Source organism: Arthrobacter sp. UYEF20, from assembly GCF_040546335.1.
Classification (GTDB): Bacteria; Actinomycetota; Actinomycetes; order Actinomycetales; family Micrococcaceae; genus Arthrobacter.
The window spans coordinates 239,402-265,089 of record NZ_JBEPNP010000002.1 but is presented as its reverse complement, the minus strand read 5'-3'; the positions used below and the strand labels follow the sequence as shown (position 1 = coordinate 265,089).

25 protein-coding genes are annotated in these 25,688 nt (G+C 68.1%); 10 read left to right on the top strand and 15 right to left on the bottom strand.

Annotated features, from left to right (window positions below; translation table 11 throughout):
- Window positions 1–86: 86 nt before the first annotated feature.
- Together hpaB and ABIB26_RS03715 are read right to left on the bottom strand one after the other, a co-directional pair.
- Entirely contained in the window at window positions 87–1,541 is a 1,455-nt protein-coding gene (hpaB, locus tag ABIB26_RS03720; protein ID WP_354239702.1) for a 4-hydroxyphenylacetate 3-monooxygenase, oxygenase component, read from the bottom strand.
- An 81-nt stretch (window positions 1,542–1,622) separates the two neighbouring features.
- Window positions 1,623–2,162 carry a flavin reductase family protein gene (locus ABIB26_RS03715; RefSeq protein WP_502913617.1) on the bottom strand — a complete coding sequence of 180 codons (540 nt, stop codon included), beginning with the start codon at window positions 2,160–2,162 and terminating at the stop codon, window positions 1,623–1,625.
- Window positions 2,163–2,349: 187 nt separating this feature from the next.
- Here ABIB26_RS03715 and ABIB26_RS03710 point away from each other — a divergent pair, with 187 nt between their 5' ends.
- On the top strand, window positions 2,350–3,066 hold the full coding sequence (locus ABIB26_RS03710) for an IclR family transcriptional regulator (RefSeq protein ID WP_354239700.1): 717 nt from the start codon (window positions 2,350–2,352) through the stop codon (window positions 3,064–3,066).
- An 83-nt stretch (window positions 3,067–3,149) separates the two neighbouring features.
- Here the strand turns inward: ABIB26_RS03710 and ABIB26_RS03705 are convergent, their stop codons facing one another.
- The 4 genes from ABIB26_RS03705 to ABIB26_RS03690 all read right to left on the bottom strand — a co-directional run bounded on the left by ABIB26_RS03705 (window position 3,150) and on the right by ABIB26_RS03690 (window position 9,978).
- Window positions 3,150–4,532, bottom strand: a complete 1,383-nt coding sequence (locus ABIB26_RS03705) for an MFS transporter (RefSeq protein WP_354239698.1) — start codon at window positions 4,530–4,532, stop codon at window positions 3,150–3,152.
- Window positions 4,533–4,660: 128 nt separating this feature from the next.
- The gene (locus ABIB26_RS03700; RefSeq protein ID WP_354239696.1) at window positions 4,661–7,777 is read right to left on the bottom strand and encodes an AAA family ATPase; all 3,117 of its coding nucleotides are present in this window, start codon (window positions 7,775–7,777) and stop codon (window positions 4,661–4,663) included.
- Window positions 7,774–8,952, bottom strand: a complete 1,179-nt coding sequence (locus ABIB26_RS03695) for an exonuclease SbcCD subunit D (protein ID WP_354239694.1) — start codon at window positions 8,950–8,952, stop codon at window positions 7,774–7,776. The genes ABIB26_RS03700 and ABIB26_RS03695 overlap by 4 nt, the downstream gene beginning before the upstream one ends.
- 69 nt (window positions 8,953–9,021) lie before the next feature.
- On the bottom strand, window positions 9,022–9,978 hold the full coding sequence (locus tag ABIB26_RS03690; RefSeq protein ID WP_354239692.1) for an MIP/aquaporin family protein: 957 nt from the start codon (window positions 9,976–9,978) through the stop codon (window positions 9,022–9,024).
- A 198-nt stretch (window positions 9,979–10,176) separates the two neighbouring features.
- Between ABIB26_RS03690 and ABIB26_RS03685 the strand changes: the two genes are divergently transcribed.
- A complete protein-coding gene (locus ABIB26_RS03685; RefSeq protein ID WP_354239690.1) occupies window positions 10,177–11,352 on the top strand; it encodes an ADP-ribosylglycohydrolase family protein in 1,176 nt (391 codons plus the stop codon).
- Window positions 11,353–11,422: 70 nt separating this feature from the next.
- Here ABIB26_RS03685 and ABIB26_RS03680 read toward each other — a convergent pair whose 3' ends face one another.
- Together ABIB26_RS03680 and ABIB26_RS03675 are read right to left on the bottom strand one after the other, a co-directional pair.
- Window positions 11,423–11,917, bottom strand: a complete 495-nt coding sequence (locus tag ABIB26_RS03680) for a DUF4395 domain-containing protein (RefSeq protein WP_354239688.1) — start codon at window positions 11,915–11,917, stop codon at window positions 11,423–11,425.
- A gap of 81 nt (window positions 11,918–11,998) precedes the next feature.
- The gene (locus tag ABIB26_RS03675; RefSeq protein WP_354239686.1) at window positions 11,999–13,018 is read right to left on the bottom strand and encodes a 3'-5' exonuclease; all 1,020 of its coding nucleotides are present in this window, start codon (window positions 13,016–13,018) and stop codon (window positions 11,999–12,001) included.
- A gap of 140 nt (window positions 13,019–13,158) precedes the next feature.
- Here ABIB26_RS03675 and ABIB26_RS03670 point away from each other — a divergent pair, with 140 nt between their 5' ends.
- On the top strand, window positions 13,159–13,926 hold the full coding sequence (locus ABIB26_RS03670) for a VTT domain-containing protein (protein WP_354239849.1): 768 nt from the start codon (window positions 13,159–13,161) through the stop codon (window positions 13,924–13,926).
- A gap of 121 nt (window positions 13,927–14,047) precedes the next feature.
- On the opposite strand, the gene rdgB is transcribed toward ABIB26_RS03670, so the two are convergent.
- The 6 genes from rdgB to clpS form a co-directional block, all read right to left on the bottom strand.
- On the bottom strand, window positions 14,048–14,710 hold the full coding sequence (gene rdgB / locus ABIB26_RS03665; RefSeq protein WP_354239684.1) for an RdgB/HAM1 family non-canonical purine NTP pyrophosphatase: 663 nt from the start codon (window positions 14,708–14,710) through the stop codon (window positions 14,048–14,050).
- A complete protein-coding gene (gene rph, locus ABIB26_RS03660) occupies window positions 14,707–15,465 on the bottom strand; it encodes a ribonuclease PH (RefSeq protein ID WP_354239682.1) in 759 nt (252 codons plus the stop codon). The genes rdgB and rph overlap by 4 nt, the downstream gene beginning before the upstream one ends.
- 379 nt (window positions 15,466–15,844) lie before the next feature.
- A complete protein-coding gene (locus tag ABIB26_RS03655; RefSeq protein ID WP_354239680.1) occupies window positions 15,845–16,642 on the bottom strand; it encodes an MBL fold metallo-hydrolase in 798 nt (265 codons plus the stop codon).
- A complete protein-coding gene (gene murI, locus ABIB26_RS03650) occupies window positions 16,639–17,694 on the bottom strand; it encodes a glutamate racemase (protein WP_354239678.1) in 1,056 nt (351 codons plus the stop codon). Before murI ends, ABIB26_RS03655 begins: the two co-directional genes overlap by 4 nt.
- 59 nt (window positions 17,695–17,753) lie before the next feature.
- On the bottom strand, window positions 17,754–18,320 hold the full coding sequence (locus tag ABIB26_RS03645; RefSeq protein WP_354239677.1) for a DUF2017 domain-containing protein: 567 nt from the start codon (window positions 18,318–18,320) through the stop codon (window positions 17,754–17,756).
- On the bottom strand, window positions 18,313–18,681 hold the full coding sequence (gene clpS / locus ABIB26_RS03640; RefSeq protein ID WP_354239675.1) for an ATP-dependent Clp protease adapter ClpS: 369 nt from the start codon (window positions 18,679–18,681) through the stop codon (window positions 18,313–18,315). The genes ABIB26_RS03645 and clpS overlap by 8 nt, the downstream gene beginning before the upstream one ends.
- A gap of 37 nt (window positions 18,682–18,718) precedes the next feature.
- On the opposite strand from clpS, the gene ABIB26_RS03635 reads away from it, so the two are divergent.
- From ABIB26_RS03635 to ABIB26_RS03620, 4 genes are all read left to right on the top strand, one after another.
- Window positions 18,719–20,047: a nicotinate phosphoribosyltransferase gene (locus tag ABIB26_RS03635; protein WP_354239673.1), complete on the top strand. Its 1,329-nt coding sequence runs from the start codon at window positions 18,719–18,721 to the stop codon at window positions 20,045–20,047.
- A complete protein-coding gene (locus tag ABIB26_RS03630) occupies window positions 20,048–20,752 on the top strand; it encodes an isochorismatase family protein (RefSeq protein ID WP_354239671.1) in 705 nt (234 codons plus the stop codon). It begins immediately after the preceding gene.
- A 123-nt stretch (window positions 20,753–20,875) separates the two neighbouring features.
- A complete protein-coding gene (locus ABIB26_RS03625; RefSeq protein WP_354239669.1) occupies window positions 20,876–21,226 on the top strand; it encodes a hypothetical protein in 351 nt (116 codons plus the stop codon).
- Between the two features lie 22 nt (window positions 21,227–21,248).
- On the top strand, window positions 21,249–21,566 hold the full coding sequence (locus ABIB26_RS03620; RefSeq protein ID WP_354239667.1) for a ferritin family protein: 318 nt from the start codon (window positions 21,249–21,251) through the stop codon (window positions 21,564–21,566).
- 745 nt (window positions 21,567–22,311) lie between these two features.
- Here the strand turns inward: ABIB26_RS03620 and ABIB26_RS03615 are convergent.
- On the bottom strand, window positions 22,312–22,815 hold the full coding sequence (locus ABIB26_RS03615) for a MarR family winged helix-turn-helix transcriptional regulator (protein WP_354239665.1): 504 nt from the start codon (window positions 22,813–22,815) through the stop codon (window positions 22,312–22,314).
- 96 nt (window positions 22,816–22,911) lie between these two features.
- On the opposite strand from ABIB26_RS03615, the gene ABIB26_RS03610 reads away from it, so the two are divergent.
- The 3 genes from ABIB26_RS03610 (at window position 22,912) to ABIB26_RS03600 (ending at window position 25,431) form a co-directional block, all read left to right on the top strand.
- Complete coding sequence (locus ABIB26_RS03610; protein WP_354239663.1) at window positions 22,912–23,586, top strand: NADPH-dependent F420 reductase; 675 nt, start codon at window positions 22,912–22,914, stop codon at window positions 23,584–23,586.
- A gap of 46 nt (window positions 23,587–23,632) precedes the next feature.
- Window positions 23,633–24,676, top strand: a complete 1,044-nt coding sequence (locus ABIB26_RS03605; protein ID WP_354239661.1) for an LLM class flavin-dependent oxidoreductase — start codon at window positions 23,633–23,635, stop codon at window positions 24,674–24,676.
- Between the two features lie 353 nt (window positions 24,677–25,029).
- A complete protein-coding gene (locus ABIB26_RS03600; protein WP_354239847.1) occupies window positions 25,030–25,431 on the top strand; it encodes a Fic family protein in 402 nt (133 codons plus the stop codon).
- Window positions 25,432–25,688 lie beyond the last annotated feature (257 nt).

Genomic DNA, 25,688 nt, shown 5'->3' with positions numbered 1-25,688 from the left:
ATCCAACATGCTACTACGGAACGTGTGATAGAGCACACAACTTTCGAAAACCCTTCGCCGCCCCCAATAAATGACGGCGAAGCCGGTCAGTCCTCGCGGGTGAGCAGTTCGCGGATCCGGGCCCGGAGGGGCTCGCGGTCATAGCTGTTCACCATGGCACCGGCCATCCGGACCGGGTCTCCGAAGAAGAAGTACTCGTACAGCGACTGGCGGCCGGAGAAGCCCGAGACCGAGGCATCGAAGGCCAGCTTGAACAGCCGCACGCGCTCGGGTCCGGTGAGGCTCTTGCCCTGCAGGTACATCTCGATGTCCGCCCGGGCCTCGCTGTTGACATCCGCCTCACCGGGCAGCGCCATGAGGCCGGAGGCGCAGAATTTGCGGATGATCTGCGGGAAGCGCTGGGCGATCTTGGGGTACCAGTTGCGCGCGGCGTTCAGCGTGGACCATTTCGGCAGCATGACGCCTGCCTCGTTCAGCTGGGCGTCAACCTCGGAGGCGCGGATCAGCGCCCGGCCGATTTCGACGTCGACAATCAGTTCCGCGATGTCCTCCTGGATGTGCTGGAAGCCGTCGATGCCGATGGACTCGGCCAGCTCGGAGGCAAGGCCCAAGAAGAACTCGCTCTTGGCGATGGTGCGGGTGACCACCTGGTGCGTCATGAGCGCCCCGGCGCCGGTCTCCGAGTAGAAGCCGTTGCAGAGCTGGGGGTTGCCGAGCATGAAGATGCGCTCGTTGGGGACGAAGACGTTGTCGAAGATCGCGACGGCGTCCATTTCCTCGTAGCGGGAGGCGAGCGGTTCGTCGTGGGTGCTGCCGCCGTTGTACAGCGAGGTCCGGCAGAGGTAACGCAGGCCCGGCGCATCGTTCGGGATGGCGAAGGCGTAGGAGTAGGGCGCATCCTCGGGTGTGCCGCGGAGCACCGTGGAGGGGAAGACCAGCAGTTCGTCCGCAATCGGGGCGATGGTGGCGAGCATCCGGGCTCCGTGGATGACGATGCCGTCCTCGCGCTCCTCGACAATCCGGGCCGACAGTTGGCCGCCGAGCTGTTCGGAGCCGGACACCGAGCGGTTGACCTGCGGCGGGATCAGGGTGTGGGTGGCGAGGACGTCGTTTTCCCGGGCCCACTCGTAGTACTTGCGGATGTTCTCGCCGAACTTGGGGTCCGCCTGGGAGAACCACTTTTCCGCCGTGCTCAGGGCGGTGAGCGAGGAGTTCATGTAGTCGCCGGAGCGGCCCAGGAAACCGTTGGAGGACTCCGCCCAGGTGGAGATCGCGCGGCGGCGGCGCTCGAGGTCCTCGACGGTCTTCGGCACCAGGAACGAGGCATTCACCAGGTCGCCGGTGGTGGGCGACGTGTACGTCAGCGCCTCCTGGTACTTCGGGTCATGCTGCATGTCGAAGAGCTTGGCGTAGGACCGCGCGACGTTGCGGAAGGCGGGGTGTTCGGCGATTTTGTCGCTGACCACCTCGCCGTCGATCACCACATGCGGGCTCATTGCGTTGAGCTTGTCCAGGTACTGCTGTCCGGTACGGATACCCATTGTTGTGTCTCCAGTCGTCTTTGAGCTGTATTGTCTTGAAGCTGTGTCGTCATAGCGGTGATGCCTTGAGGCGGTGGGGCGTCAGAGCAGGTCTTCCATGCCCAGCTGGCTTTCCGGGATGGTGGTGAAGGTGCTGTTGGCGAAGGCCAGGGCGTCGCCGTTGCGGTAATTGAAGTCCACCACCTCGCCGATGTACAGGGTGTGGTCGCCGCCGTCGTACGCCGCCCAGGGCTTGCATTCGAAATAGGCAAGCACATTCGAGAGCCGCGGGGCCGTTTCGCCTTCCACCCAGAGCGGTTCGGTGCCGGGACGGCCCGCGAAGTGCATCGCCAAATGGCGCTGTTCGGCACCGAGGATGTTGACCGTGAAGGGCCGGCCGGCGAGTTCGTCGTGGGCCCTGGTGGTGCGGGCGATGCTCACCAGCACCAGTGGCGGGTCCATGGAGACCGAGGTGAAGGCATTCACGGTGATGCCGTGGCGCTTGGTGACGCCGTCGAACGTCACGATCGCGACGCCGGTGGCGAACCGTCCCAGGCTGCCGCGGAAGTGATTGGCGCGGGGTGCGGCGCTGCGGCCCGGGACGGCCGCAACAGGCTCGGCGCGGGGCTTGGCAATCATCATCGATCCCTTGCAATTGGTGATGGTCTCGTGGGGCTGCGTTCTCACATCAGTCTGTTCTAAATCCGAATCTGTTCTATAATTGAACACGTAGTTCCCATATAGAACGCTAGCGCACTGTGAGCGGGAACACAAGGGTCCGCTCACGGCGTCCCCGGCACCGCGAAAGCCCGCCCCTAGGATGGACCCCATGACCCCGAACGCCGGCAGTGCCCAGGCCTCCCCGTCCCAGACGCTGTCCCGCGGCATCCGCGCCCTGGAAATCCTTGCCGAGGCCCAGCAGCCGCTGACCATCGCCGAACTCGCCGGCGCCATGGGCGTCCACCGCTCCGTGGCCTACCGCATCCTCCGCACCCTGGAGGACCACTCCCTGCTGGTGCGCGACGACGGCGGCCGGGTCCAGCCAGGTCCCGGGCTTGCCGTGCTGGCCCGGGGAGTCTCGCGCAGCCTGCAGACGGCGGCCCTGCCGGAACTCACCCAGCTCGCCAACGCACTGACCATGAGTGCCTTCGTGGCGGTCTGGGACCACGAGGACTGCGTCACGCTCGTCACGGTGGATCCGCGGCATACGGGGGCCACCGTGGTCCAGCACCCCGGCTCCCGGCATCCGATCAGCGCCGGCGCCCCCGGCATCGCCATCCAGTCGGCGCATTCCGAGCAGGAATGGAACGCTGCCGCGCCCGGGGTCCCCTACCGCGCGGAGGCCGCCGAGGCCCGCCGCCGGGGCTACGCCGCCAGCCATGACGAGGTGATAGCCGGGGTATCGTCGCTGGCCGTGCCGATCCGGGTGCCGGGCGGACGGCCGGCAACCCTCGCCGTCGTCTACATCCGCTCATCCCAGAACCCTGAGGAGGTTGCCGCGGCCCTGACCGCGAGCGCCGCGCGCATCGAAAGCCAGCTGGGCTGACGGCCCAAGAGTTCGCCGTCCCCCCTCCCAACTGGCTCGCATTAGTTGTCGTTTTCAGGGCTCAGAACGACAACTACCGCTGGCTAGTTGGGGGCCTGGGGTGACGGCGTCGTCCTCTTGCTGTGGAGGACGACGCCGGCCGCGGCACCCAGCAGGAACAGCGCTGAGGCGGCGCAGACCGGCACGAGGAAGGCGGTGGAGTAGCCGTGGTTTTGAGCCAGCTGCCCGGCAATGGAGGATCCCAGCGCGGTGCCGGCGACGATGCCGCTGGCCAGCGCGGTCATGGTCGTGCCAAGTTTTCCGGCCGGGGCCACCAGCCCGCCGATGGCGAAGACGGTGACCATGAGCGGGCCCACGGGCAACCCCAGGACCAGCAGCACCAGGACCATGGGCAGCGCCGTCGAGGGCAGCAGCAACAGCAAGGCGAGGCCGGCCATCAGCGCCGCACAGGCCAGCCAGCGGGCATTGACCGTGAACCGCCGGGGCCAGTAGGCGACCGAGAGCGCGGTCGCGGCCGAGCTCAGGCCCATCACCGCAAACAGCAGCCCGGCCAGTTCGGAGGTGGCAAAACTGGCGGAGAAGGAACTCAGCGAGGTCTGCGTCGAGCCAAAGAAAGTGCCCATGCAGACCATCGCCAGCACGGGAAGGGCGACGGCGGCGAAGCCCCCCACCCGCTGGCGGACCGGCATGGCGCTGCGGCGCTGTTTCTCGTGTGCCGAAGCGGCCGGGGTGCGCGCCGGCGTCCGGATGACCGCGTGGTGGGTGTGGTGCACGGCGAACGCCGGGACCAGGGTGATCGTGAGCGCGGCGGCGAGCGCCAGCGGCAGCCAGGGTGCGATCAGGCTGGCGAGGATCCCCACCAGCGCGGGGCCCAGCACGAAGGTCAGTTCGTCTGCGGTGCTTTCGTAGGACAGTGCCGTGTCCAGATCGGCGGAGTTGGCTTCGCGTCCGCCCCGGGAGGTCAGGGCCATCCAGCGGACCCGGGCCAGCGGGCCCACCTGCGGGCAGCTGGCACCGGCCACGAACGCGGCGGCAAGCACGGGGACGGCCGTGGCCATCTCCTGTCCGCCGGGGATCAGGTAGGCGGCGAGGATCAGCGCGATGACGGCGACGGTGTTGAAGATCGCGGCAAACACCAGCACCGGGCGCTGGCCCAGCCGGTCTGCCAGCGCGCCGAGAACGGGAGCGCCCAGCGCGGAGCCGATGCCGACCGCGCCGGCTGCTGCTCCTCCGACGGCATAGGAACCGGTCACGGCCGTGACCAGGGTGAGGGCCCCGACGGTCAGCATGGCGAGGGGAAGCCGGGCAAAGAGTCCCAGCGGGATGAAGCTGCGGCCTGCCAGCAGCGGGAGCCGGGCGAAGCGGCCGGTGCGGGGCGTTGACTCAGGCGCGGGCTCAGGGTCATGGGAGGCTTCGGGAGCGGGCGGTGTGGAAGCGGGCGCCAAGGGAGACGTTGAAGGGTTCATGATTCCGGGTTCGTTCAATGATGCGCATCGTCCCTCCTCCCGATGCGCGCGACCCGGTAACCCTCCGATTATAGCCGAGCCGGCGGTCCTAAGCTAAGAGCTGGGCGGTCCTAAGAGCTGGGAAGTCATCAGAGCTGGGCGTCGTCGGAGATGTGGAGGGTGGAGCCGTTGCGTTGCTTGACCACCTGCAGCTGGGTGCTGATGCGCTGCTTCATCTCCGCCACGTGACTCACCAGCCCGACCACCCGGCCGCCGTCCCGGAGCCCTTCGAGGGCGTCCATCACCTGTTCCAGGGCCTGTTCGTCGAGGCTGCCGAAGCCCTCGTCCACGAAGAGGGTCTCGATGTCCACGCCGCCGGACTCCTGCTGCACCACGTCCGCCAGCCCGAGCGCCAGCGCGAGCGAGGCCATGAACGACTCGCCTCCGGAGAGCGTCGCAGTGTCGCGGCGCTGCCCCGTCCACTGGTCCACGACCTCCAGGCCAAGCCCGGATTTGGCCCCCCGGGCTGCCCTGGCGTCCGTGTGCTGCAGGGTGTAACGGCCATCGCTCATGCCGATCAGCCGTTCCGAGGCGGCGACAGCCACCTGTTCGAGCCGGGCCGCGAGCACATAGCTGTTCAGGCTCATCTTGTAGTTGTTGTCCCCCGCACCGCGGGCCGCGTCGGCGACGGCGTTCAGCAGTGCCGCCCGCTCCCGCGGCTCCCGGCCGGCGGCGGCAAGCTCCGCATAGGCGGCCGCAATCCGCCCCACCGTCTGCAGGGATTTCTCCGCGAGACCCGAGGCGAGAATTGCCTGCCGTGCAGCGATTTCCGCGGTGGCTGCGCCGGAGCGGAGCTCTGCCAGGAACTCGTCCCCGAGGGGGCCGTCGGATTCCAGCTCACGGACGGCGAGCGCCAGTTCCTCGCCGGCGAAGAGTTCCTCGATCCGGGCAGCCTCGTCCTGGGTCGCCCGGACGGAGGCTTCGAGGCCTGCGGCATCGCCCGCAGGGAGCATGACGGCCCGGGCCGCCTCCGCGGACTCGAAACCGGACGACGGCAGTGCCTGCTCCAGCTGTGTCCGGGCCTCCCCGGTGCGGGTCTCGGCCTGTTCCAGCCTGGTCCGCCCCTCCTCCGCCCGTTCAAGGATGGCCGCGGTCCCCTTGAGCGCGGTGATGCGCCCGCCCAGGGTGGCATGCCCGGCACGGCGTTCACCGAGCGCGAGTTCGAGGGCATTCGCCTGTTCTTGGACTTCGGCGATCATGGATTCCGTCTGGGCCGTCCCGGACGCGGCGGCCACCAGTGCCGATTCGGCGGCGGTGATTTCTTCTTCGAGCTCCGCCTGCCGGGCCCGGCTTGTTGAAAGCTCCTGTGCCGCCCGTCCTGCCGCGGCCGCGCGTTCCGCTGCCAGCGCCGCCTCGACCCGGGCGTCCTCGGGCGCCGTGTTGCCACCCTGGGCCGCCAGTACGGCAACTTCCTGCTGGGCGTCGGCCAGTTCGCGTTCGAGCGCGGCCAGGGTTGTTTCCGCGGCCTCGCACGCGTCCTGCGCCGCCTGCTCCGCTTCGGCGACGGCCAGGGCGGAGGCTGCGGCCGGGGCGGGAGCCGGGTGTTCGGGGCTGCCGCAGACTGCGCAGGGGATGCCGGGCTGCAGCTGGGACGCGAGCTCGGCGGCGGCGTTGGCAAGCCGTTCCTCACGGAGATCAAGCCAGCGCTGGCGCCGGTCCTGGTGCTCGTCCCGCGCGAGGCGGTGGCGTTCCGTGACCGCGCCGCAGGCAGCCAGGGCGGCGGCGTAGCGCCCGACCATGATGACAAGTTCCTCGGCGGCGGCGGCTTCCTTGCTGCGCACTTGGAGTTCTGCCGCGAGCTCTTCGAGTGGGCGCAGTCCGACGAGCAGGGCGTCGGATTCAGCCCGGAGCGTCTGCAGAGCCAAAGCGCCGGCGCGGCGTCCTGCTTCCAGTTGCTGCAGCGTCATGCGCAGCTGGGTGGTGCGAGTCTTCAGCCCGGCAAGCCTGCCTTCGTCGGGCAACCGTTCCTCCAGCACCGCCCGGACAGACCGGAGACCCGCAAGGGAGGTCCGGAGGCCTGTACTGTCGATGAGCCCGACGGTGAGCCCGACGGCGGGACTGCCGCTGAGACCGCGGCCGGGGGTACCGCCGGCACCCGGGGGATTGTCCGTGGCTCCGCCCCGGAGGGAGGACAACTCGGGGTCGGTGAGCGCCGCGGTGCGCAGTTCTTCTGCCGCACCGGTCATGGCCGCGGCTGCGAGCTCCTCGGCCGCTTCGGCACTGTCCACGGCCTGCAGCTGTCCGCCGAGCACTTCCGCCTTGCGGTGCAGGCCCAGCTTCTCGATCTTGACCGTCAGCAGCGGGGCGGCGGACGCTGCTTCGGCCCGGCGGCGTTCTGCGGCGGCGAGTTTCGCGTGGCGGGCGGCGCGAGCGGTGGCGGCGTCCAGCTGGGCCGCGTGTTCGACGCGCAGCCGCTCGGCCTCCGCGGCGGCCGTCTGGCGCTCAGCCGCCGCTGAGGCGGCATTGGCCTCGAGCCAGGCCAGGAACTCGTCGGGATCGGCCCGGTCCGGTGCCTCCGCGGTGCAGAGCTCGAGGGCCGCCGTCTCCGCCTCGGCCTGGGCAAGCAGCAGTTCCAGCTTGCTGTTGAGACCGGCAACCTCGACGCCGGCGGCCTTCGCCTGCCGTGCCAGTTCCTGCTCCACGGACTCGAAGCGTTGGGTACCGAACAGGCTCTGGAGCAGCTCAAGGCGGTCCGTCGGCTTGGACCGGAGAAAGGCCGCGAAGTCGCCCTGCGGCAGCATGACCACCCGGGTGAACTGTTCCCGCTTCATCCCCAGAATGTCCGCGATCTCGGCGCCGGCCTCGTCGTTGCGGCCGGACTTTTCGATCCATTCGCCGTCGACCCGTTCGCGCAGCAGCGTGTTGGCCTGCTGCACGGTGAACCCGCTTTTGCCCCGGGCGCTGGGTTTGTCCCAGGCGGGCGAGCGGGAGACTTCGAAGTGCCGGCCGCGGGCGGAGAACTCACACGTGACGCGGGGCTCCGCGGCGGCCTCGGCGTGGTCGCTGCGCAGCCGTTTGCCGTCCTGGCGGGCGCCGGGCACCGAGCCGTAAAGCGCGAAGCAGATGGCGTCCAGGACACTGGTCTTTCCGGCGCCGGTGGGCCCGTTCAGGAGGAACAGCCCGTGCGTGCTGAGGCGGTCGAAATCGATGTGTTCGGTGCCGGCGAACGGGCCGAAGGCGGAGATTTCGAGTCGGTGGATCCTCACAGCGATGTTCCTTCCAGGCGCACGGCTTCCAGGGCTTCGGCGAGGACGGCGGATTCGGCGTCGTCGGCGCCACGGCCGCGGACGTGCTCGAGGAAGCCGCAGCAGATGGACAGGTCGTCGTCGGCCTCAGCGAGCCGGCTGCTGTAGCTGGTCCTGGCGGCGGCGCCGGCTCCTTCCGGGTCGAACCCCAGCACCAGGGTGTCGGGGAAGCGGGCACGCAGCCGTTCCATGGCCTGCGCCGGACGCTGCGCGTCGGTCAGGGTGATCTGGCAGTAAGCGGTTTGGGCCCAGGCGAGGCCTTCGGCGGAGAGGAGCTCGTCCAGTTTGCCGCGCAACACCGCCAGGGCCCGGGGTGCTTCCCAGAGCACTTCGCGGGCTTCGCCGATTCCGGCGGCGTCCACCTCCACGAGCCAGCTGCCCTTCCTGTGCTTGGCCTCGGAGAAGGAGTAGGCGAGCGGCGACCCGGAGTAACGCACGGCGGAGGACAGTTCCTGCCGGCCGTGCAGGTGGCCCAGCGCCGTGTAGCCGAAGCCGTCGAAGAGATCCAGCGGGACGGCGCCGACTCCGCCGATGCTCAGGTCCCGCTCGCTGTCCGAGCTGATGCCGCCGCTCGCGAAGGTGTGCGCCAGGACCACGGAATGGACGGTCCGGGTCCCGGCCCGGGCTGTAATATCGGCCCGGATGCGGGCGGTGGCGGCCCGCGTCACCTCGAAGTGGCTGGCGGTCTCGACCCCCAATTGTCCGGCCACGAGCCGTGGCTCCAGCCAGGGAATGCCGTAGATAGCCAGCACGGGCCCCGTAGCGTCGCTGGCGCCGTCGAGCGGGAACAGCACGGGTTTGTCCAGCTCGGCCAGGCGCGTGCGCAAGTGCACTCCGCCGCGTTCCAGCAGCCTGGAGGCGAACCCGAGCCTGATGGCCGAATCGTGGTTGCCGCTGGTCAGCACCACCTGGGCGCCGGTACCGGTCAGGCGCACGAGGGCGTCGTCGAGCAGGCCGACCACGTCCACCCCGGGCAGGGCGCGGTCGTACACGTCGCCGGCGATGAGGACGACGTCGACCGATTCATCCCGCACGAAGGTGACGAGCTGGTCGATGAACGCGCGCTGGGCGTCAAGCATCCCGACGCCATGGAACGACCGGCCCAAATGCCAGTCCGAGGTGTGCAATAACCGCATGGTCCTACGGTATCGGCTGCCACCGACAGTATTGTGCCACCGCTATTGTGCCACCGCTCAGGATGGGGACTACCCGCCGGCCTTGCCGCGATTTCCGCGCTTGCCGTCGAAGAAGTCACGCGCGTCGTCGCTGCCGCCCTCCACGTCCGCGGTCCCCACCCCGGCCGTGCCGGCCGGCTCAGTGATGCCGGCGTCCCCGGTGTCCGGCTCGTCGTCGTCGATTTCCGGCTCCGGTGCTGCGTCCGGCACCGAGGCCGTGGCGGGTCTGGCCTGCGCGAAGCCGCGGAAAACCAGTCCCGCGAGGACCGCGCCCACCAGCGGAGCCGCCCAGAACAGCCACAGCTGGCCGAGTGCGTCCGCGTTGCTGAAGATCGCCGAGGCGGTGGCGCGGGCCGGATTGAAGGGGGTGTTGCCGATTGCCTGGCCGAGTTGCAGCAGTACGGCCATGGTCAGGCCGACGGCGAACGGTGCCGCTGCCCGGGACGGGTTCCGCCCCGAGGCGGTGCCGAGGTAGACCGCCACCAGCAGGGCGGCGCCGAGGACCTCCACCAGCAGGGCGCCGGCCATCGGGGCCTGGATGACGGAGTGCCCACCGAACCCCGCGGTGACGGTGTCAAACGCGGCCCGGGTGTCGCTGATCGTGGGGATGGTGCGCAGGATGCCGAAGAGCGTGACTACACCGAGCAGCGCGCCGAGCAGCTGGCCGCCCAGATAGGCCGCTGCGTCCGTGAGGCGGATACGGCCGGCGATGGCGTTCCCCACCGTGACGGCGGGGTTGAAGTGGCCGCCGGAGAGGTAGCCGAAGGCCAGCATCGACGCGGTGAGGGCCAGGCCCGCGGCCAGGGAGGCGGAGAGCGGGTTCGACTGCGGAATGGTGAACAGCGGAACGCCCAGGCCGGCAACCACCACGAACAAGGTCCCGAAGGCCTCGGCGGACACCCGGGCCAGGAGTCCGGGCGGCTGTGGATCGTCAAGGGCGGCGGACGGCCGGGCGGCCGTCCCGGGGGCTGACGCGGGCGTGCTCATGTCCAGGAAGTCCTTCGCTTGGGGTCTGCGGTGCGGTCTGCGGGCCTGCAGCCCGCACGCCGCCCGGCGCGCGGCAAGCCGACGTCCGGGAGTATGGTCTGCGAGCCAGTCTGCCAGCGGAGTCTGGACGTTGTCCGGGTGTGCCGGCGCCCGGCCTGTCCTCAACAGCACCCTACCGGGCGGGTAAAATTGGAAGCCATGAGCAACGAGCCCCGCACCACCCCCGCAGCGGCCCCCGCGCCGCCACCCGCCCCGACCCACGAATCCCGCATCCACGGCTGTCTGCTGGGCGGCGCCCTGGGTGATTCACTCGGCTACGCCGTCGAGTTCGACGACATCTCCGCGATCCGGGCGAAGTTCGGCCCCGAGGGGCTGCAGGACTTTTCAGCGCTCGACGGCGGCAGCCACTTCTCCGACGACACCCAGCTCACGCTCTACACCGTGGACGGGCTGCTGGAGGCACTGGAATGGGCGAACTCGGGCGTGGGCGCAGACACCAATGCCTGCCTGTGGCTCGCCTACCTGCGTTGGCTCGGCACCCAGGGCGTCCCGGTTCCGGAAGCGGCCCCGTTCCAGCCTCCCCGCTGGATCGATTCGCACGAGGTCCTCAAGCACCGCCGCGCCCCCGGCAACGCGTGCCTGAGCGGTCTGGCCACCGGTGAGATGGGAACGTTCTACCGGCCGGTCAATCCGGAGTCCAAAGGCTGCGGCACGGTGATGCGCTCGGCACCGTTCGGCCTGGTCCCCTACATCGCCGCCGAAGCCGTCTACAAGCTCAGTGCCGATGCCGCCTCGTTGACCCATGGGCACCCCGCGGCGCGGCAGAGCGCCGGCGTTTTCAGCCTGGTCATCCATGCCCTGACGGCGGGCAACGGCCTCCGCGAGGCCGCAGACTTCGCGCTGGGACAGCTGGACGCAGGTCACCTGCGCAAGGGTGAAGAGCCTGATCCGGACCTCATCGCCCGGCTCGAAGCGGCCTTGCACCTGGGCGAGGCCAGGGAACTCCTGGACCCCGAGGAACTGGTCCGGGAACTCGGTGAAGGCTGGGTGGCAGAGGAGGCACTCGCCGTCGCACTCTACGCGGTGCTCGCCACCGCACCGGATCCCACCGAGCCTTATCAAAGCGAGCCTTATCAAAGCGAGCCGGACCCGACGGCGGCGGCCGCCGGCCGCCCGGAGGCCCACTTCCGCGCGGCGATCGCCCTCGCGGTGAACCACAGCGGGGACAGCGATTCGACGGCCTCTATTGCCGGAAACATCCTGGGCACGTTCTACGGCGAGGAGTGTCTGCCGGAAGCGTGGCTTGAGGCATTGGAAGCCCCGGACGTCATTCGGGGCATGGCCTCGCGGCTGGCAGCGGTCACCGGCCCCTGACCCGGCGCCGGTTGTCCAAACCGGCTTGATGCACGCGGTTTGATGCCCGCGGCGTCTGTGGTTGATGTATCTAAGCGCGGAGCGAGATGTTGTTGCAGGCCTCGCACACGCCATCGGGGATCAGGCCGCGGCGCTGCAGGAAGCCGAAGATGGCGCAGCCGAGGCAGAAACCGGCGAAAGCCTCCAGGGACGCGGCCACAATCAGGAGGCCCAGCAGGATCCAGGCGGCCGGCGCCAGTCCGGCGGCCAGCAGGATGGCGGCCGCGGTGGACATAGCCGCACCGATGCCCTGCGCGAAGCGCTTCGGCGGCCCGGGAACCAGCCGGGTCTTCCCCAGCAACGGCGTCAGGACCTTGACGGAGAGGATCCCGAACGGCGAGATCCGCGGGCCGAACCCCAGGCGCAGCCAGAAGCCGACGGCGATCACTGCCAGTCCCCAGCCGAAGCCGGTCAGCAGGGTCACCACGGAGAGCAGCACAACGAGTGCGGCCGTGATGCGCGCGGAGTACTCGTTGACGGGATTGGGGAACGCGAACACCGTCCGCCAGTCGATCAGTTCGCTCATCACCCAAGGCTAGGAGCGGGTGGACCCGGGGGAAATGTTTGTTGCGCCGTATGACCCATCCCGCCATCCTCGACCGCGGCTTCAGGCGATCGTCACCGGGGCCACGTGGCCTCCGACCATCTGCAGGAATTCACCTTCGGAGAGGACTTCGATCCGCTGGCCCCGCTCGTGCAGTTCCAGGACCCGCCGGGCCTTGCCGGTGATCCGTCCGGAGCGCAGGTCGGCGGCCACGAAGCCGTCACCCACCACCAGGACGGTGGTGCGGGCGGTGACGCGGCTTTCGGGCCTGGCGCCCAACTCGGCGGAGCGGACCTTGGCCTCGGGGCGGGGAATGGCCAGTTCACCGGTGAACACCACGGTCTGGCCGAACAGCGGGTGGCCGTGCTCGGCGTCGGCGTTCGGGAGCGGGTTGGCGCCTTCCTCGGGCCAGCCGGGCTGGAACGCCCGGACCGCGGGGGCCAGGCCCGGTCCGGCGGCGAGCGCCTCGAGGGCCGACTGGCTGGCCTTGGACAGCGGGTCGCGCAGCGGATCGAAGGCCGGCTGGCGGGACACGGTCAGGCCCAGGGAGAGGTAGAGTTCCGCGATGCTCCCGGCGCCGTTCCGGGCGGCGATGTCAATCAGGATGCCGGCGCAGGCGCGGGCATCCTCGGCGGCGTCGTGGTGGTTCACCAGCGGGACGCCGGCTTCCTCGGCCGCGTAGGGCAGGGAGTTGGACACCAGCGAGTAGCAACGCCGGGACAGCATCACGGTGCAGACGTAATCGTAGGCGGGGCCCGGCATCCCGGAGACTTCCAGGCCGGAGCGGATCACGCCGAGATCGAAGGCGGCGTTGTGGGCCGCGAGCACGTCGCCGCCGATGAAGGCGCCGATCTCCGGGAACAGCTCGCCGAAGCGCGGAAGCCCGGCCACCTGCTCCGGACGGATGCCGTGGATCCGGACGTTGTGGTGGTCGAAGCGGTCGTGGTTTTCCGGCGGCCGCATCAGCCAGGACGCTTCCTCGACCACCACGCCGCCGCGGACTTTGCTGAGGCCAACGGCGCACGGTGAACCGCGGAAGCCGTTCGCGGTCTCAAAGTCGATCGCCGTAAAGTCCAAACCCACGCCTCGACTTTACCGCCCGCCGGCCCTCCCGCGCGCATCGACGGCGGGTCCGTCGCCCCGGCCGCCGGTGCCTCTGGAGAACGCCGGCGCAACGCCCGACGCCGGCCGTCAAGTACCCTTAACGGGTGAACCTTTTAGCTATCAGCGACTTTGCCGTGTCCACGATCGGCGGGGCCGGCCCGGTGCAGCCACACCTTTCCTCGCTCCTTCCCGACTGGCTCAACCCGCAGGTCTTTCTGGCTGATCCGGCCCTCGCGCCCTGGGTTGTGCTGCTGGTCTGCGGCATCATCTTCGCCGAAACGGGCCTGCTCGTCGGCTTTTTCCTGCCGGGCGACTCGATGCTGTTCACGGCCGGACTCCTGGTCGCGACAGACACGATCAAATTCAACATCTGGGCCTTCGCGGCCCTGATCATCGTGTCCGCAATCATCGGCAACCAGGCCGGCTACCTGATCGGTTCAAAGGCCGGGCCGGCCATCTTCAACAAGCCAGATTCCAAGCTGTTCAAGCGCGAGAACGTGGAAAGCGCCCACGCCTTCTTTGAAAAGCACGGCGGCAAGGCCCTCATCCTGGCCCGCTTCGTCCCCATCATCCGGACCTTCGTCCCGGTGATCGTGGGCGTGGCCCAGATGGACAAGCGCAAGTTCTTCCTCTTCAACGCCATCGGAGCAGTGCTCTGGGGCGGCGGCGTCACCCTGCTGGGCTACCTGCTCGGCGACAAGGTGCCGTGGGTCCGGGAGAACCTGGACATCATTTTCATCCTCATTGTGCTGGTCTCGGTCATCCCGATCGGCATCGAAGTGATCCGCGGCTTCATCGCCAAGCGCCAAGCCGAGAAGTACGGCACGGATCCCGTGGAAGAGTTCGTCGAAGAGCACGAGCCCGAAGACGAACGCAACACCCCGTAAGCCACGTCCTTAGACACGGAAGGCGCCCTCACCGAGGGGGCGCCTTCCGTGTTTAACCAATGAACGCTGTTTTAGCCAACGATCACTGAGTTGAACCAATGATCGCTGAGCCGTGGCCAGGCTACTTACCGGCCAGCGCCTCCACGATCGCCGGGAGCAGCGCCCGGAAGGCCTGGCCGCGGTGGCTGATGGCGTTCTTCTCCTCGGGGCTCAGTTCCGCGCAGCTGCGGTCCAGGCCGCTCGGCTGGAGCACCGGATCATAACCGAACCCGCCGGCACCCCGGGGCTCGCGCAGCAGCGTCCCTTCCAGCTGCCCGTACTCCACCACCTCGCGGACCTCCTCCGGGGAGGATCCGGGGACGGCCAGCGCCGCAGCGCAGACGAACGCGGCGCCCCGGTACTCGTCCGGCACATCGGCCAGCTGGGCGAGCAGCAGCCGCAGGTTGGCGGCGTCGTCCCCGTGCCGGCCGGACCAGCGGGCCGAGAAGATGCCCGGTGCGCCGCCGAGCACGTCCACGGCGAGCCCGGAGTCGTCGGCGATCGCGACCAGCCCGGTGGCCTGCGCCACGGCACGGGCCTTCAGCAGCGAGTTTTCGGCGAAGGTCACGCCGGTCTCGGCGACGTCGGGGGCTCCGACGGCGCCGGCATCCACCACCTGGGTGTCGACGTCGAGCCCGGGCACCTGGCCGCGCAGCAGTTCGCGGAGCTCACGCAGCTTGCCCTTGTTGTGCGTGGCCAGCACCAGAACCGGTGCCGGCCCCGGTTGGTCAGGACTTGCTGTCACGGGGCTTCCGCCAGCGTTTCGCGCTGGATGGCGGCGAGCTGTTCGGTGCCCAGCAGGGCCAGGTCCAGCAGCTTGTTCAGCTCGTCGCGGTCGAACGGGGCACCTTCGGCGGTGCCCTGGACCTCCACGAACTTGCCGGAGCCGGTGACCACGACGTTCATGTCGGTCTCGGCCCGGACGTCCTCGACGTACGGCAGGTCCAGCATCGGGATGCCGTCGATGATGCCGACGGAGACGGCGGCGATGGTGTCGATCAGGGGCTCGGCGTTGCGGGCGAGCATCTTGTTCTCGCGGGCAAAGCGGATGGCCTCCGCGAGGGCCACGTACGCGCCGGTGATGGCGGCGGTGCGGGTGCCGCCGTCGGCCTGCAAGACATCACAGTCCAGCACGATCGTGATCTCGCCCAGGGCCTTGGTGTCGATGATGGAGCGCAGCGAGCGTCCGATCAGCCGGGAGATCTCGTGGGTGCGGCCACCGATCTTGCCCTTGACCGACTCGCGGTCCGAGCGGGTGTTGGTGGCGCGGGGCAGCATGGCGTACTCGGCAGTGACCCAGCCGCGGCCCTCGCCCTTGAGCCAGCGCGGGACGCCTTGGGTCAGGGAAGCCGTGCACAGCACCCGGGTGTTGCCGAATTCGATCAGGGCGGAGCCTTCGGCCTGCTTGGACCAGCCGCGGGTGATGCTGATCGGCCGGAGTTGGTCGGGGGTGCGGCCATCGGCGCGGATGACGGGGGTAACAAGGGCTTCGGAAGTCATGCCTTTAGCTTATCGACTTAGCGCGGGGCCCCGGCGCGCCTGCGGTGCGCAAGCCCGATCGCCGCCTGCTCTGACCCACCCGCCGCTCCCTCCGATCCCGCACGGTTTCACCCGACGCTGCCGCAGATACCGCACGTTTTCACCCGACGCTGCCGCAGATCCTGCTGCATGATGACGGACGCTCCCTCCGATCCCGCACGGTTTCACCCGACGCTGCCGCAGATCCTGCTGCCCGATGACGGACGCTCCCGCACATCGCGTGAGGGAGCGTTTGAGTGTTTCCTGCCAAATGTGCGGGAGGACCGGTGGTTTTCCTGCAAAAAGTGAGGGAGGGTGCTGTGGGGCCCTGCCGAGGAAGCGCGGCGGGCCGGATGGCGGCTCAGACCGTGTAGTGCACGCCCGCGACGGCGACGGCCACGTCTTCGCCGAACACCGGCCTGGCCTCCGCCATGACAGTGCTCGCGGACGTCCAGACCGGAATGTGGGTCAGGAGCAGGCGGCGGGCACCGGCGGCCTTGGCCGCTTCCCCGGCGCGTTTGCCGGTCAGGTGGACGTCCTTGATGCCGTCGTCGCGGCCCTCCTCGAAGGCTGCTTCGCACAGGAACAGGTCGGCGTCCCGCGCTGCGTCCTCAAGCCCGCTGCAGGAGTCCGTATCCCCTGAGTAGCTCAACACACGGCTGACCGCGGTGCCGTCCTTGCCCGGCTCGGTGACCTCGACACGGAGCGCATACGCCTCCTGGACTGGGTGGTTCACCGCGTAGGGCGTGACGGTGAACGGCCCCATCCTGACGGGCGTGCGCTCGGCCCAGTTGCTGAAATCGAACTCCTCGTGCATGCCCGGGTCCAGCTCCAGGCCGTAGGCGGTAGCCATCCGGTCCGCTGTCGCTGCCGGTCCCCAGACCGGGATCCGGCCCCGACCCCAGCCGCCCGGCTTCCAGCGCACCGCAACGTGCAGCCCGCACAGGTCCATGCAGTGGTCCGGGTGCAGGTGGGTGAGGAAGATCGCGTCGATGTCCTCGAGGTCCGTGTACCGCTGGATGGCGCCGAGCGCGCCGCTGCCGAGGTCCAGGACGATCTTCCAGTTCCGCTCGCCGTCATTGGCGGTGAGCAGGTAGCACGACGCCGGCGAGCCGGGGCCCGGAAAGGATCCGGTACAGCCAACGATGGTCAGCTTCACAGGCCTGGCCCCCGCAGGGAAGACGGCGCCACGAAGTTGGAGATCCGCGGCCGGCCCGCGCCGGCCTGCGCGGCGGCGATCATTTCCGGGGTGATCCTGGCTAGGCTTCCGGTGGGGTACTGCGCCGCGACATGGTCCACGTGCCGGACGCTGAGGACTTCCGGGCCCAGGAAGCGCCGGGCGAGGTGCTCAAACTGCGCGGCGTCCCCGGTGGCGATGAAGGTGTGGGACGGGGCCGTGGCATCGGTCCGCTCCAGCCCGCGGGACGCCAGTGCACGGTAGACGTCCTTGGCAGTTTCCTCGGCGCTTGAGACCAGGGTGACGTCCTCCCCCAAGACGAAAGAGATGACGCCGGTGAGCAGCGGATAGTGCGTGCAGCCAAGCACCACGGTGTCCACTCCGGCGGCCGTGAGCGGTGCGAGGTATTCGCGGGCGACGGCGAGCAGCTCCGGCCCCGTGGTGATGCCTGCCTCCACGTAGGGCACGAACGCCGGGCAGGCCACGGAGGTGATCTGCAGGTCCGGGGCGGCCGCGAAGGTGTCCTCGTAGGCGCGGGATCCGACCGTGGCCGAGGTGCCGATCACGCCGACGCGGCCGCTGCGGGTGGCCGCGACGGCGCGCCGTACAGCCGGCTGGATCACCTCGATCACGGGGATCCCGTACCGGGCGGTGTAGCGTTCGCGGGCGTCCCGCAACACGGCGGCGGAGGCCGAGTTGCAGGCGATAGTCAGCAGTTTGACGCCGGAGTCCACCAGCTCGTCCATCACGCCCAGGGCGTTGGCACGCACCTCGGCGATGGGGAGCGGTCCGTAAGGGCCATGGGCGGTGTCTCCGACGTACAGGATGGATTCGTTCGGCAGCTGGTCGATGATGGAGCGGGCAACGGTGAGGCCGCCGACGCCTGAATCGAACACCCCGATGGGCCGCGATCCCAGCTGGCTGGTTGCGGTGCTGCTCACCCGGGAGTCCGCAACAGCTTCCGCTGCCGGATCAATGTTCGAAGCTGTTGTCATGATTATTCGAGGATAGGGCTTAGCCGGGGGTGCGGCCATCACATTGTGGCGTGCGACTCATGTCTAGTGAGTCACAGGACGTGCGCAAACGCGCCCGTTCAGCCGCGCGGTTCGATCGACTGCAGCATGGCCTGGACCAGGGACTCCTGCAGCCAGGTGGTGAAGTTGTAGACGAGGGCCAGGTAGCTTTCCACGTCTTCGGCCTGCGACCAGTCCTGCATGAGGTGGACATGCTCCGCGTCCGCGTCGTCGCGGATGTCGAGGCGTTCGGCCAGCACCAGCCGGACGTCGTTGAGCGCCGTGGACCAGTGCCGGGCATCGGCCGGGGTGAGGAGCAGTTCGTCCTTGTCCAGGCCCAGGGCCGCGGCCTTCAGGGCGCCGATCTTGTTCTCCCGCAGCGAGCGCTCGGTGTACCGGCGGAACTCGAGGGAGGCGTCGTCGTCGTTCTTCATGACGTTGGGAAGCAGCCGCTTCAGGGCGCGGTCCGAGGGTTCGCGGGCCTCGGTGTCCAGCCCCACCAGCGCGGCGAGGGGGTCCTGGTTGGCGCGCTCTTCCGGCTCCAGCATGGAGATGACGTCGTCGAAGAGGCTGCGCAGCAGTTCCCGTTCGGCCGGCTCCAGGTAGCCGGTGATGCCCTTGAGCCCGTAGGTGAATGCCTTAGCCACGTTTTCCTTTGCCCCTGCCTGATCCTGTGCCGTCGCCGCCGCCGGTCGCCTTTTCCACCGTGGCCCAGAGCCCGTAGCCGTGCATGGCGACCGCGTGCTGCTCCACCTGTTCCTTGCTGCCGTGCGCCACGATTGAGCGGCCCTTCTTATGGACCTCCATCATGAGCTTGTTGGCCTTGGACTCCGAATAGCCGAAATAGCTGCGGAAGACGTAGCTCACATAGCTCATCAGATTTACCGGATCGTTCCAGATCACGAGGTTCCAGGGGATGTCTGGGGCGGTCAGGACGTCGGTGGACGCCGCTGTTCCGGTCTTGGTGCCCGCCTCTGTATCAGGGCCGAGCGCAACGCTAAGGGTCATCTGTCCATTCTATGGGGATGCGCACTAGAGTGAATTTGTGAGTACCTCAGCTGGCCGGGACCGTCCCCGCACGTCCCTGTACACCGACCATTACGAGCTGACCATGCTGCAGGCCGCGCTGCATTCCGGCGCCGCCCACCGCAAGTCAGTGTTCGAGGCCTTCGCCCGGCGCCTGCCGGACGGCCGGCGCTACGGGATTGTCGCCGGCACCGGCCGCCTGCTGGAGGGCATCGCGGACTTCCGTTTCGGCGACGCCGAGATCGACTTCCTGCGCCGTACCAAGGTGGTCAACGAGCGGACCCTGGAGTATCTGGCAGGCTTTTCCTTCTCGGGCGATATCTGGGGCTACGCGGAGGGCGAGGCGTACTTCCCCAACTCCCCCATCCTCATTGTCGAATCCACCTTCGCCGAGGCCTGCATCCTCGAGACGTACGTCCTCTCGATCCTCAACCACGACAGCGCCATCGCCTCCGCGGCCTCGCGCATGATCACCGCGGCCGGCAGCCGGCCCTGCGTGGAAATGGGCTCGCGCCGGACCCAGGAAGAGTCCGCCGTCGCGGCCGCCCGTGCCGCCATCATCGCCGGCTTCGACAGCACCTCCAACCTGGCGGCCGGCCTGCGCTTCGGGCTCAAGACGGTGGGCACGGCCGCGCACTCCTTCACCCTCCTGCACGACACCGAACGCGAGGCCTTCGAGGCACAGATCGCCTCGATGGGAGCCGGCACCGCCCTTCTCGTGGACACGTACGACGTCGAGGCAGCCGTCCGCAGCGCCGTCGAACTCGCCGGGGACAAACTCGGCGCGGTGCGCCTGGACTCCGGGGACCTCGTGGCGCAGGCGCAATGGGTCCGCCAACTCCTCGACGAACTCGGCAATGAACGCACCCGGATCATCGTCACCTCGGACCTGGACGAGTTCGCCATCGCGGCGCTGCAGTCCGCCCCGGTGGACTCCTACGGCGTCGGCACCTCGCTGGTGACCGGCTCCGGCGCCCCGACGGCGAGCATGGTCTACAAGCTGGTCAGCCGCACGGACGACGCCGGCGAGTTCGTCCCGGTGGCGAAGACCGCCAAGAACAAGACCAGCAAGGGCGGACGTAAATACGCCCTGCGCAAACTCAACGAACGCGGCACGGCAACGCAGGAAATCGTGGGCGTCGGCCGTCGGCCGGAAGATGACGGCAACGACCGTCCGCTGCTCCAGCAGTTCATCAAGAACGGCGAGCTCCTGCCCGGCTGGACCGGACCGGACGGCGTAGTGCGCGCCCGCCGCCGCCACGCGGACACCATGAGGGAGCTTCCGGCCGTGGTCAACCGGCTGCAGCGCGGCGAACCGGCCATCCCCACCATCTACGAGGAGTACTGAATGTCCCGCGCCCTGATCATCGTTGACGTGCAGAACGATTTCTGCGAAGGAGGCTCGCTGCCGGTCGGTGGCGGGTCGGAGCTTGCCGCAGAGATCAGCGAATACGTCGACTCGCACCACGGCCAGTTCGACCACATTGTCGCCACCCAGGACTGGCATATCGAGCCGGGTGCGCATTTCTCCGAGGAGCCGGACTTCGTGGACAGCTGGCCGCGGCACTGCGTGGCAGGAACCCGCGGGGCCGAGCTGCATCCGGATCTGGACACCGAATACATCCAGGCCTACTTCCGCAAGGGCCAGTACACGGCGGCCTACTCCGGCTTTGAGGGGCTGCTGGCCCCGGACGACGCCGTCCCCACCGGCGACCGTAAGCCCGGCGGCATGCCCGTCTCCGGAATCGGGGCCGGCAGTGACGTGGCTGGCACGGCCGACGCCGGCAGTGACGTGGCCGGCAGTGACCTCGCCGGCAGTGACTTCGCCGCTGGCGAGGATGCGATCGGACTCGACGACTGGCTGCAGAGCCACGACGTCGAGGACGTCGTGCTGGTGGGGATCGCCACCGACCACTGCGTGAGGGCCACCGCGCTGGACGGCGTCCAGGCCGGGTACTCGGTGACGGTGCTGCGCGCCCTGACCGTGGGGGTGGCCGAAGACCTTGACGATGCCGTTGCCGAGATGGAACTCGGCGGAGTTGACATCATTTGAGACCAGTCACCAGCAGTCCTTGGCGTGCAGCATTGTTGCGACGCCGGGCCGGAAGAAGCTGTCCCCCACAGTAGACTCGACAAACTGCCACTATCGTCTGACCCGTGAAACCCGGAGTACACCATGAAAAAGACCCTCACCGTCCTGATCGCTGCCGCGGCCCTGCTCGGCGCCGCCGGCTGCTCGGCCGCCCCGGCAACGAGCAACGAGGAGACCTGCACCCGGATCCAGTCCGTCGGCTCGGGCCCGACGTCCAACTCGGACAAGGCCGGCATGACCCGTCTCGCCAACCGGCTCAGGCCCGTCGCAGCGACCGCCTCGGATGAGCTGAAGGCTCCGCTCAAGTCCATCATCGAGTACCTTGATGAGTCTGCGAAGGCCAACCCGGACTCCGCGAAGGTCCAGGATCTTCAGGCCCAGTACAGCGCTGCCGGCCAGACCCTCGGCACGGTCTGCGGCGGCGGAGGCCAATAACAGCCGGGAGAAGGAGATACGAATGGGCGCCGACCAGTACCACGAACCACCCGAGGAACTATCTGCAGAAACCCGCACCTTTGCGCGGATGTGTGCGTCGCTGAGTGAAGAAGCCGAGGCGATCGGCTGGTACGTGCAGCGAATCTCGGTTGAGCCTGATGCCGAAGCGCGCGCCATCATGGAGGACTCCCTGGGTGAGGAGTTCAAACACTTCAGCATGGAGCTCGAGTTCCTGCTGCGACGCACGCCGAAGTGGCGCGAAACAGCCAACGGCATCCTGTTTAAGACTGGTGACATCGTGGAACGGGGCGAAGCCGCGGAAGAAGCTGCTTCGGACTGAATCGCTAGCGGTCATTTTCTGTAACTCGTCGGGGGTTGAGGCCCAGTCTTCGGGCCCGGGAGGACATGCCCAGTTTTCGCGCCCGGGACCGGGCATGCCCAGTCTTCGCGCCCGGGACCGGGCATAACCCGAATATGCCCATTCGCCGGCCCCCGCGCGGGGCATGTCCTGATCCGGGGGCACGTGCAGTGGCTCCGCCGGGGCCTCGGGCCACTTCCCCAGGAGGACATGCCCAGTCTTCGCGCCCGGGACCGGGCATGACCCGAATATGCCCATCGGCCGGCCCCGGCGCGGGGCATGTTCTCACGGCCTGCGGCCTCTACCCCAACGACCGCACCACCTGGACCTGACCCCCGACGAACTAACGAAAATACCCGTTAGAGGCGACGCGGCAGGTCCTCCGACAGATCTCCGTACAGCGATCCCCTCTGTAGGCTGATTAAATCGCTAGCCGGACGTTATAGTGGGCGTCCCGATCCGCGGATGCATTCAATGCAAAGTAATGCCTTCCCGGCCGTGAGTTCCTGCCGGACACCCACATCAAGGACCACTCAAGGGCGCAAATAGAGTCGAAAACGCGCAATTGAGTACGTATGCCGTTGCGGTCGCTGATCCCGGGCGCCGAGGACACTGGCTCCCATCTGCCAATAACTCTTGCCCAACCAATTCCATGGGGCGGGCATACTTCTCCAGAAGAGTGGGAGCCCCGGGAGCCGGGCTCCTTCGGCACCTAGATGACAGCGGCCTAGAGATTGTCCATCGCTTCGCAGGGGCTGGCCCCGGGCTGGGTGCGGTGGACATTTTTTGCCAGCCGGCCGATCAGGACACCAAGGGAACGGGCATCGTCGTCTTCGAGTCCGGCCAGGAGATCAGCTTCCGCGGCCGCCACTCGGTCCTCATAGACGGCCAGCGTGTGCCGGCCGCTTTCGGTGGCGATGATTTTCCGGGCCCTGCGGTCGGCCGGGTCGGGGATGCGTTCGACGACGGCGGCAGCCACCAGAGTGTCGATCAGGTAGGTCAGGACGGTCCTGTCAATAGCCAGATGCGCCCCGAGGGCCTGCTGGTTCGGCGGATCCTTGTGCACGACGGCAGACAGCACCTGGAAACCCCGGATGCCGGCCGGCATCTCTGCGACGGCGGCCTCGAAGCGGGTCTGGTAGCCGCGCAGCACCATTCCCAGATGCCACCCCAGGTCACCCGGAACGGCCGCCGTCGTGGTCCCGGGGCGGCCCTGTGTGCTTTCGGTCATGAACACATCATACCGGCAGACGTGAAGTTGTGCAGATGTTCTGTTGGGAATATAGTCTGTCTAGCAACATAAATTGATCTCGGAAGGACCAGCAGCATGAGCGTTCCGCAGAACCAGCCGGCAGAAGCCCGGACCATTGGAATCCTCGGGGCCGGCCGGGTCGGGACCGCCGTCGCCCGGCAGGCTCTCAAAGCCGGCTACGACGTCAGGATCGCCACCACAAAGCCGGCGGACGAAATCGCCCTGCTGGTGGAGATCATTACCCCCGGCGCGGTGGCCGTCGCGGCCGCCGATGCGGCGGGGGCGGACATCGTCGTCGTGGCGGTACCGCTGCACAAGTACCGCACCCTAGACCCGGATCTGCTGGCCGCCCGGACGGTCATCGACGCAATGAACTACTGGGCACCGGTCGACGGGGAGATTGAGGACTTCGAGACCGATGACAGGACGAGTAGCGAAATCGTTCAGGCCTACCTGGCCGGCGCAAAAATCGTGAAGACGCTTAATCACATCGGCTACCACGATCTCGAAGAAGACGGCCGGGGGCCGGGTTCCGAAGGCCGGCGGTCCCTGGCCCTGGCCGGCGACAACCACGACGCGAAGGCCCTCGTTGCCGGCTTCATCGACCGTCTTGGCTACGACCTGGTGGATGCGGGTCCGCTCGCAGCCGGACGCGCCTTCCAACCGGGCACCGAGATTTTCAACGGCAGCCACCCGGCGCACCGGCTGCGCGCCATCCTGGGCGCGGACCGCGAGCCCGCCCGCGCCTGAGCCCGGTCGTTCAAAAACCCCGCAGCACTGCACACAGGAGAACATCATGGAACTCGGCGCCTACAGCTTCGGCGACACCCAACGCAACCCCGACGGAAGCCTCCGGCCCACCGCCGAGGCCATCGGCAACCTCTTCGAGGCGATCGTCCTCGCCGACCGGAACGGGCTGGATTACTTCGGGGTGGGCGAACACCACACCCTCGACATGCCGGCCTCCTCCCCGGGCACCGTGATCGCCGCCGCGGCGGCCGCCACGAAGCAGATCAAGCTCGGCAGCGGCGCGAGCATCATCAGCACCGACGACCCTGTGCGGGTGTTCCAGCAGTTCGCCACCGCCGACGCCGTCTCCGGCGGCGGCCGGGTGGAAATCACCGCCGGCCGCGGATCCTCGGTGGAGACGTTCCCGCTCTTCGGCTACGACCTGAAGGACTACGACCGGCTCTACGCCGAAAAGCTGGACCTGCTGATGACCATCAACAACAGCACCACCGAAAACGTGACCTGGTCCGGGACCGTTCGGCCCGCCCTCCACGACCTGGCCGTCGTGCCCCGGCCTGTCAACGGCAGGCTGCCCCTCTGGCTCGCGACCGGCGGCAGCGCCCCGTCCTCGGTCCGCGCCGGAAAGCTCGGCCTGCCCATCTCCTACGGCATCATCGGCGGAGCCCCCGCCAGGTTTGCCCCGCTGGCAGAGCTGTACCGCGCCTCCGCCGCGCAGGCCGGACACAAGGGCGAGGACGTCAAGGTCTCCGTGGCGGCACTCGGCCTGATCGCACCGACCAAGAAGGAAGCGCTGGAACGCTTCTATCCCGGCTGGTACAACCTGAACATCGAAATGGGCAAGCTCCGCGGCTGGCCGGCACCGGACAAGCGGCAGTTCCTGGCGCAGGCCGAGGCCCCGGGCGCATACTACGTCGGAGACCCCGACGAGGTCGCCGCACGCATCGCGGACCTGCACGGCCACATGGGACACATGCGCCACTTCCTGCAGATGGACATCGGCGGCCTGCCCCAGGAACACTTCCTCGAATCCCTGACCCTGCTCGCCACCGAGGTCAAGCCCCGCGTGGAACGCCTCCTGAAGAACCTGTAGGGAAACATCCGCCGTACCCGTGCAGATCACAGCCATTATGTGTCCGTATGGGGAACCCTGTGCGGGCGCCGAGAACGCGTCCTCGGCTGCCTGAAGCCATCTCCTTCGGCAACTCAGAAGATCAGTGCGGCATAACTATGGATAAGTTGCTAAGCGTTGGTATGCTCGTGTCGCTTCGACGCCGAAGTAGGTCAGTTCGCGGCACCATTCGCATCCATTCTCCTGCGTACCGAAAGCGCCGCCAGCTCAGAAATTGAGAACGTCACCAGCGCGGGGCACGACAGATCGCCTTGGCGGAGCTCGGCCAGCACGCCTCGAAGAAGGCGCAGCTGATCGTGGGCAACGTGAGAGCCATGCAAGCTGCTCTCGCCCTGTCCGAAAAGACGGCGATCGCCCATGCTCAATTCGAAACGATCCACCCGTTTCCCGACGGCAATGGCCGGGTCGGCCGCGCACTTATCCAGGCGATGCTGCGCGGTGGACAGCTCACTCGAATCGTCCCGGTTCCAGTTTCGGCGGGGCTGCTCCACAACACTGGTCGATACTTCGATGCTCTGGGTGCGTACAGGTCAGGGAATATCGCCCCGATTCTCAGCTCTGTCGCTGAGGCATCATTCGCGGCGATACACAACGGTCGTATCCTCGTCAACGACCTGGAAGCCGTCCAGGTCGAATGGCGCGAGCGCATTAGGGCGAGAAGAGACTCTGCGGCCTACCGGTCTCGTGGATATCCTCCTGCGCCAGCCAGCTATTGACAGCGGCGCCGCCGCAACCCAACTTGGTATCTCAGTCGTCAACGCTCAGGTCGCTATCGACCGTCTTGTTGATGCCGACGTCCTGACTCAAATCACTGACGGAAGGCGCAACCGCATTTGGCTGGCGGAGGATGTTGTGAGGGTTCTTGACGAGTTCGGCGCTCGGGCCAAGAGACGCCGATAGGGGAACGGTCACCGGACCGGTGGGCGGCAATCTCGTCCCCATGTATATAGGCTCCCGACCATGTGTGCGGTTC

Bases quoted from the DNA above. Each gene is read 5' to 3' on its own strand.
- hpaB (WP_354239702.1), bottom strand. From the start codon at position 1,541: ATGGGTATCCGTACCGGACAGCAGTACCTGGACAAGCTCAACGCAATG.
- ABIB26_RS03715 (WP_502913617.1), bottom strand. From the start codon at position 2,162: ATGATGATTGCCAAGCCCCGCGCCGAGCCTGTTGCGGCCGTCCCGGGC.
- ABIB26_RS03710 (WP_354239700.1), top strand. From the start codon at position 2,350: ATGACCCCGAACGCCGGCAGTGCCCAGGCCTCCCCGTCCCAGACGCTG.
- ABIB26_RS03705 (WP_354239698.1), bottom strand. From the start codon at position 4,532: ATGAACCCTTCAACGTCTCCCTTGGCGCCCGCTTCCACACCGCCCGCT.
- ABIB26_RS03695 (WP_354239694.1), bottom strand. From the start codon at position 8,952: ATGCGGTTATTGCACACCTCGGACTGGCATTTGGGCCGGTCGTTCCAT.
- ABIB26_RS03690 (WP_354239692.1), bottom strand. From the start codon at position 9,978: ATGAGCACGCCCGCGTCAGCCCCCGGGACGGCCGCCCGGCCGTCCGCC.
- ABIB26_RS03685 (WP_354239690.1), top strand. From the start codon at position 10,177: ATGAGCAACGAGCCCCGCACCACCCCCGCAGCGGCCCCCGCGCCGCCA.
- ABIB26_RS03680 (WP_354239688.1), bottom strand. From the start codon at position 11,917: ATGAGCGAACTGATCGACTGGCGGACGGTGTTCGCGTTCCCCAATCCC.
- rph (WP_354239682.1), bottom strand. From the start codon at position 15,465: ATGACTTCCGAAGCCCTTGTTACCCCCGTCATCCGCGCCGATGGCCGC.
- murI (WP_354239678.1), bottom strand. From the start codon at position 17,694: ATGGCCGCACCCCCGGCTAAGCCCTATCCTCGAATAATCATGACAACA.
- clpS (WP_354239675.1), bottom strand. From the start codon at position 18,681: ATGACCCTTAGCGTTGCGCTCGGCCCTGATACAGAGGCGGGCACCAAG.
- ABIB26_RS03630 (WP_354239671.1), top strand. From the start codon at position 20,048: ATGTCCCGCGCCCTGATCATCGTTGACGTGCAGAACGATTTCTGCGAA.
- ABIB26_RS03625 (WP_354239669.1), top strand. From the start codon at position 20,876: ATGAAAAAGACCCTCACCGTCCTGATCGCTGCCGCGGCCCTGCTCGGC.
- ABIB26_RS03620 (WP_354239667.1), top strand. From the start codon at position 21,249: ATGGGCGCCGACCAGTACCACGAACCACCCGAGGAACTATCTGCAGAA.
- ABIB26_RS03615 (WP_354239665.1), bottom strand. From the start codon at position 22,815: ATGACCGAAAGCACACAGGGCCGCCCCGGGACCACGACGGCGGCCGTT.
- ABIB26_RS03610 (WP_354239663.1), top strand. From the start codon at position 22,912: ATGAGCGTTCCGCAGAACCAGCCGGCAGAAGCCCGGACCATTGGAATC.
- ABIB26_RS03605 (WP_354239661.1), top strand. From the start codon at position 23,633: ATGGAACTCGGCGCCTACAGCTTCGGCGACACCCAACGCAACCCCGAC.
- ABIB26_RS03600 (WP_354239847.1), top strand. From the start codon at position 25,030: ATGCAAGCTGCTCTCGCCCTGTCCGAAAAGACGGCGATCGCCCATGCT.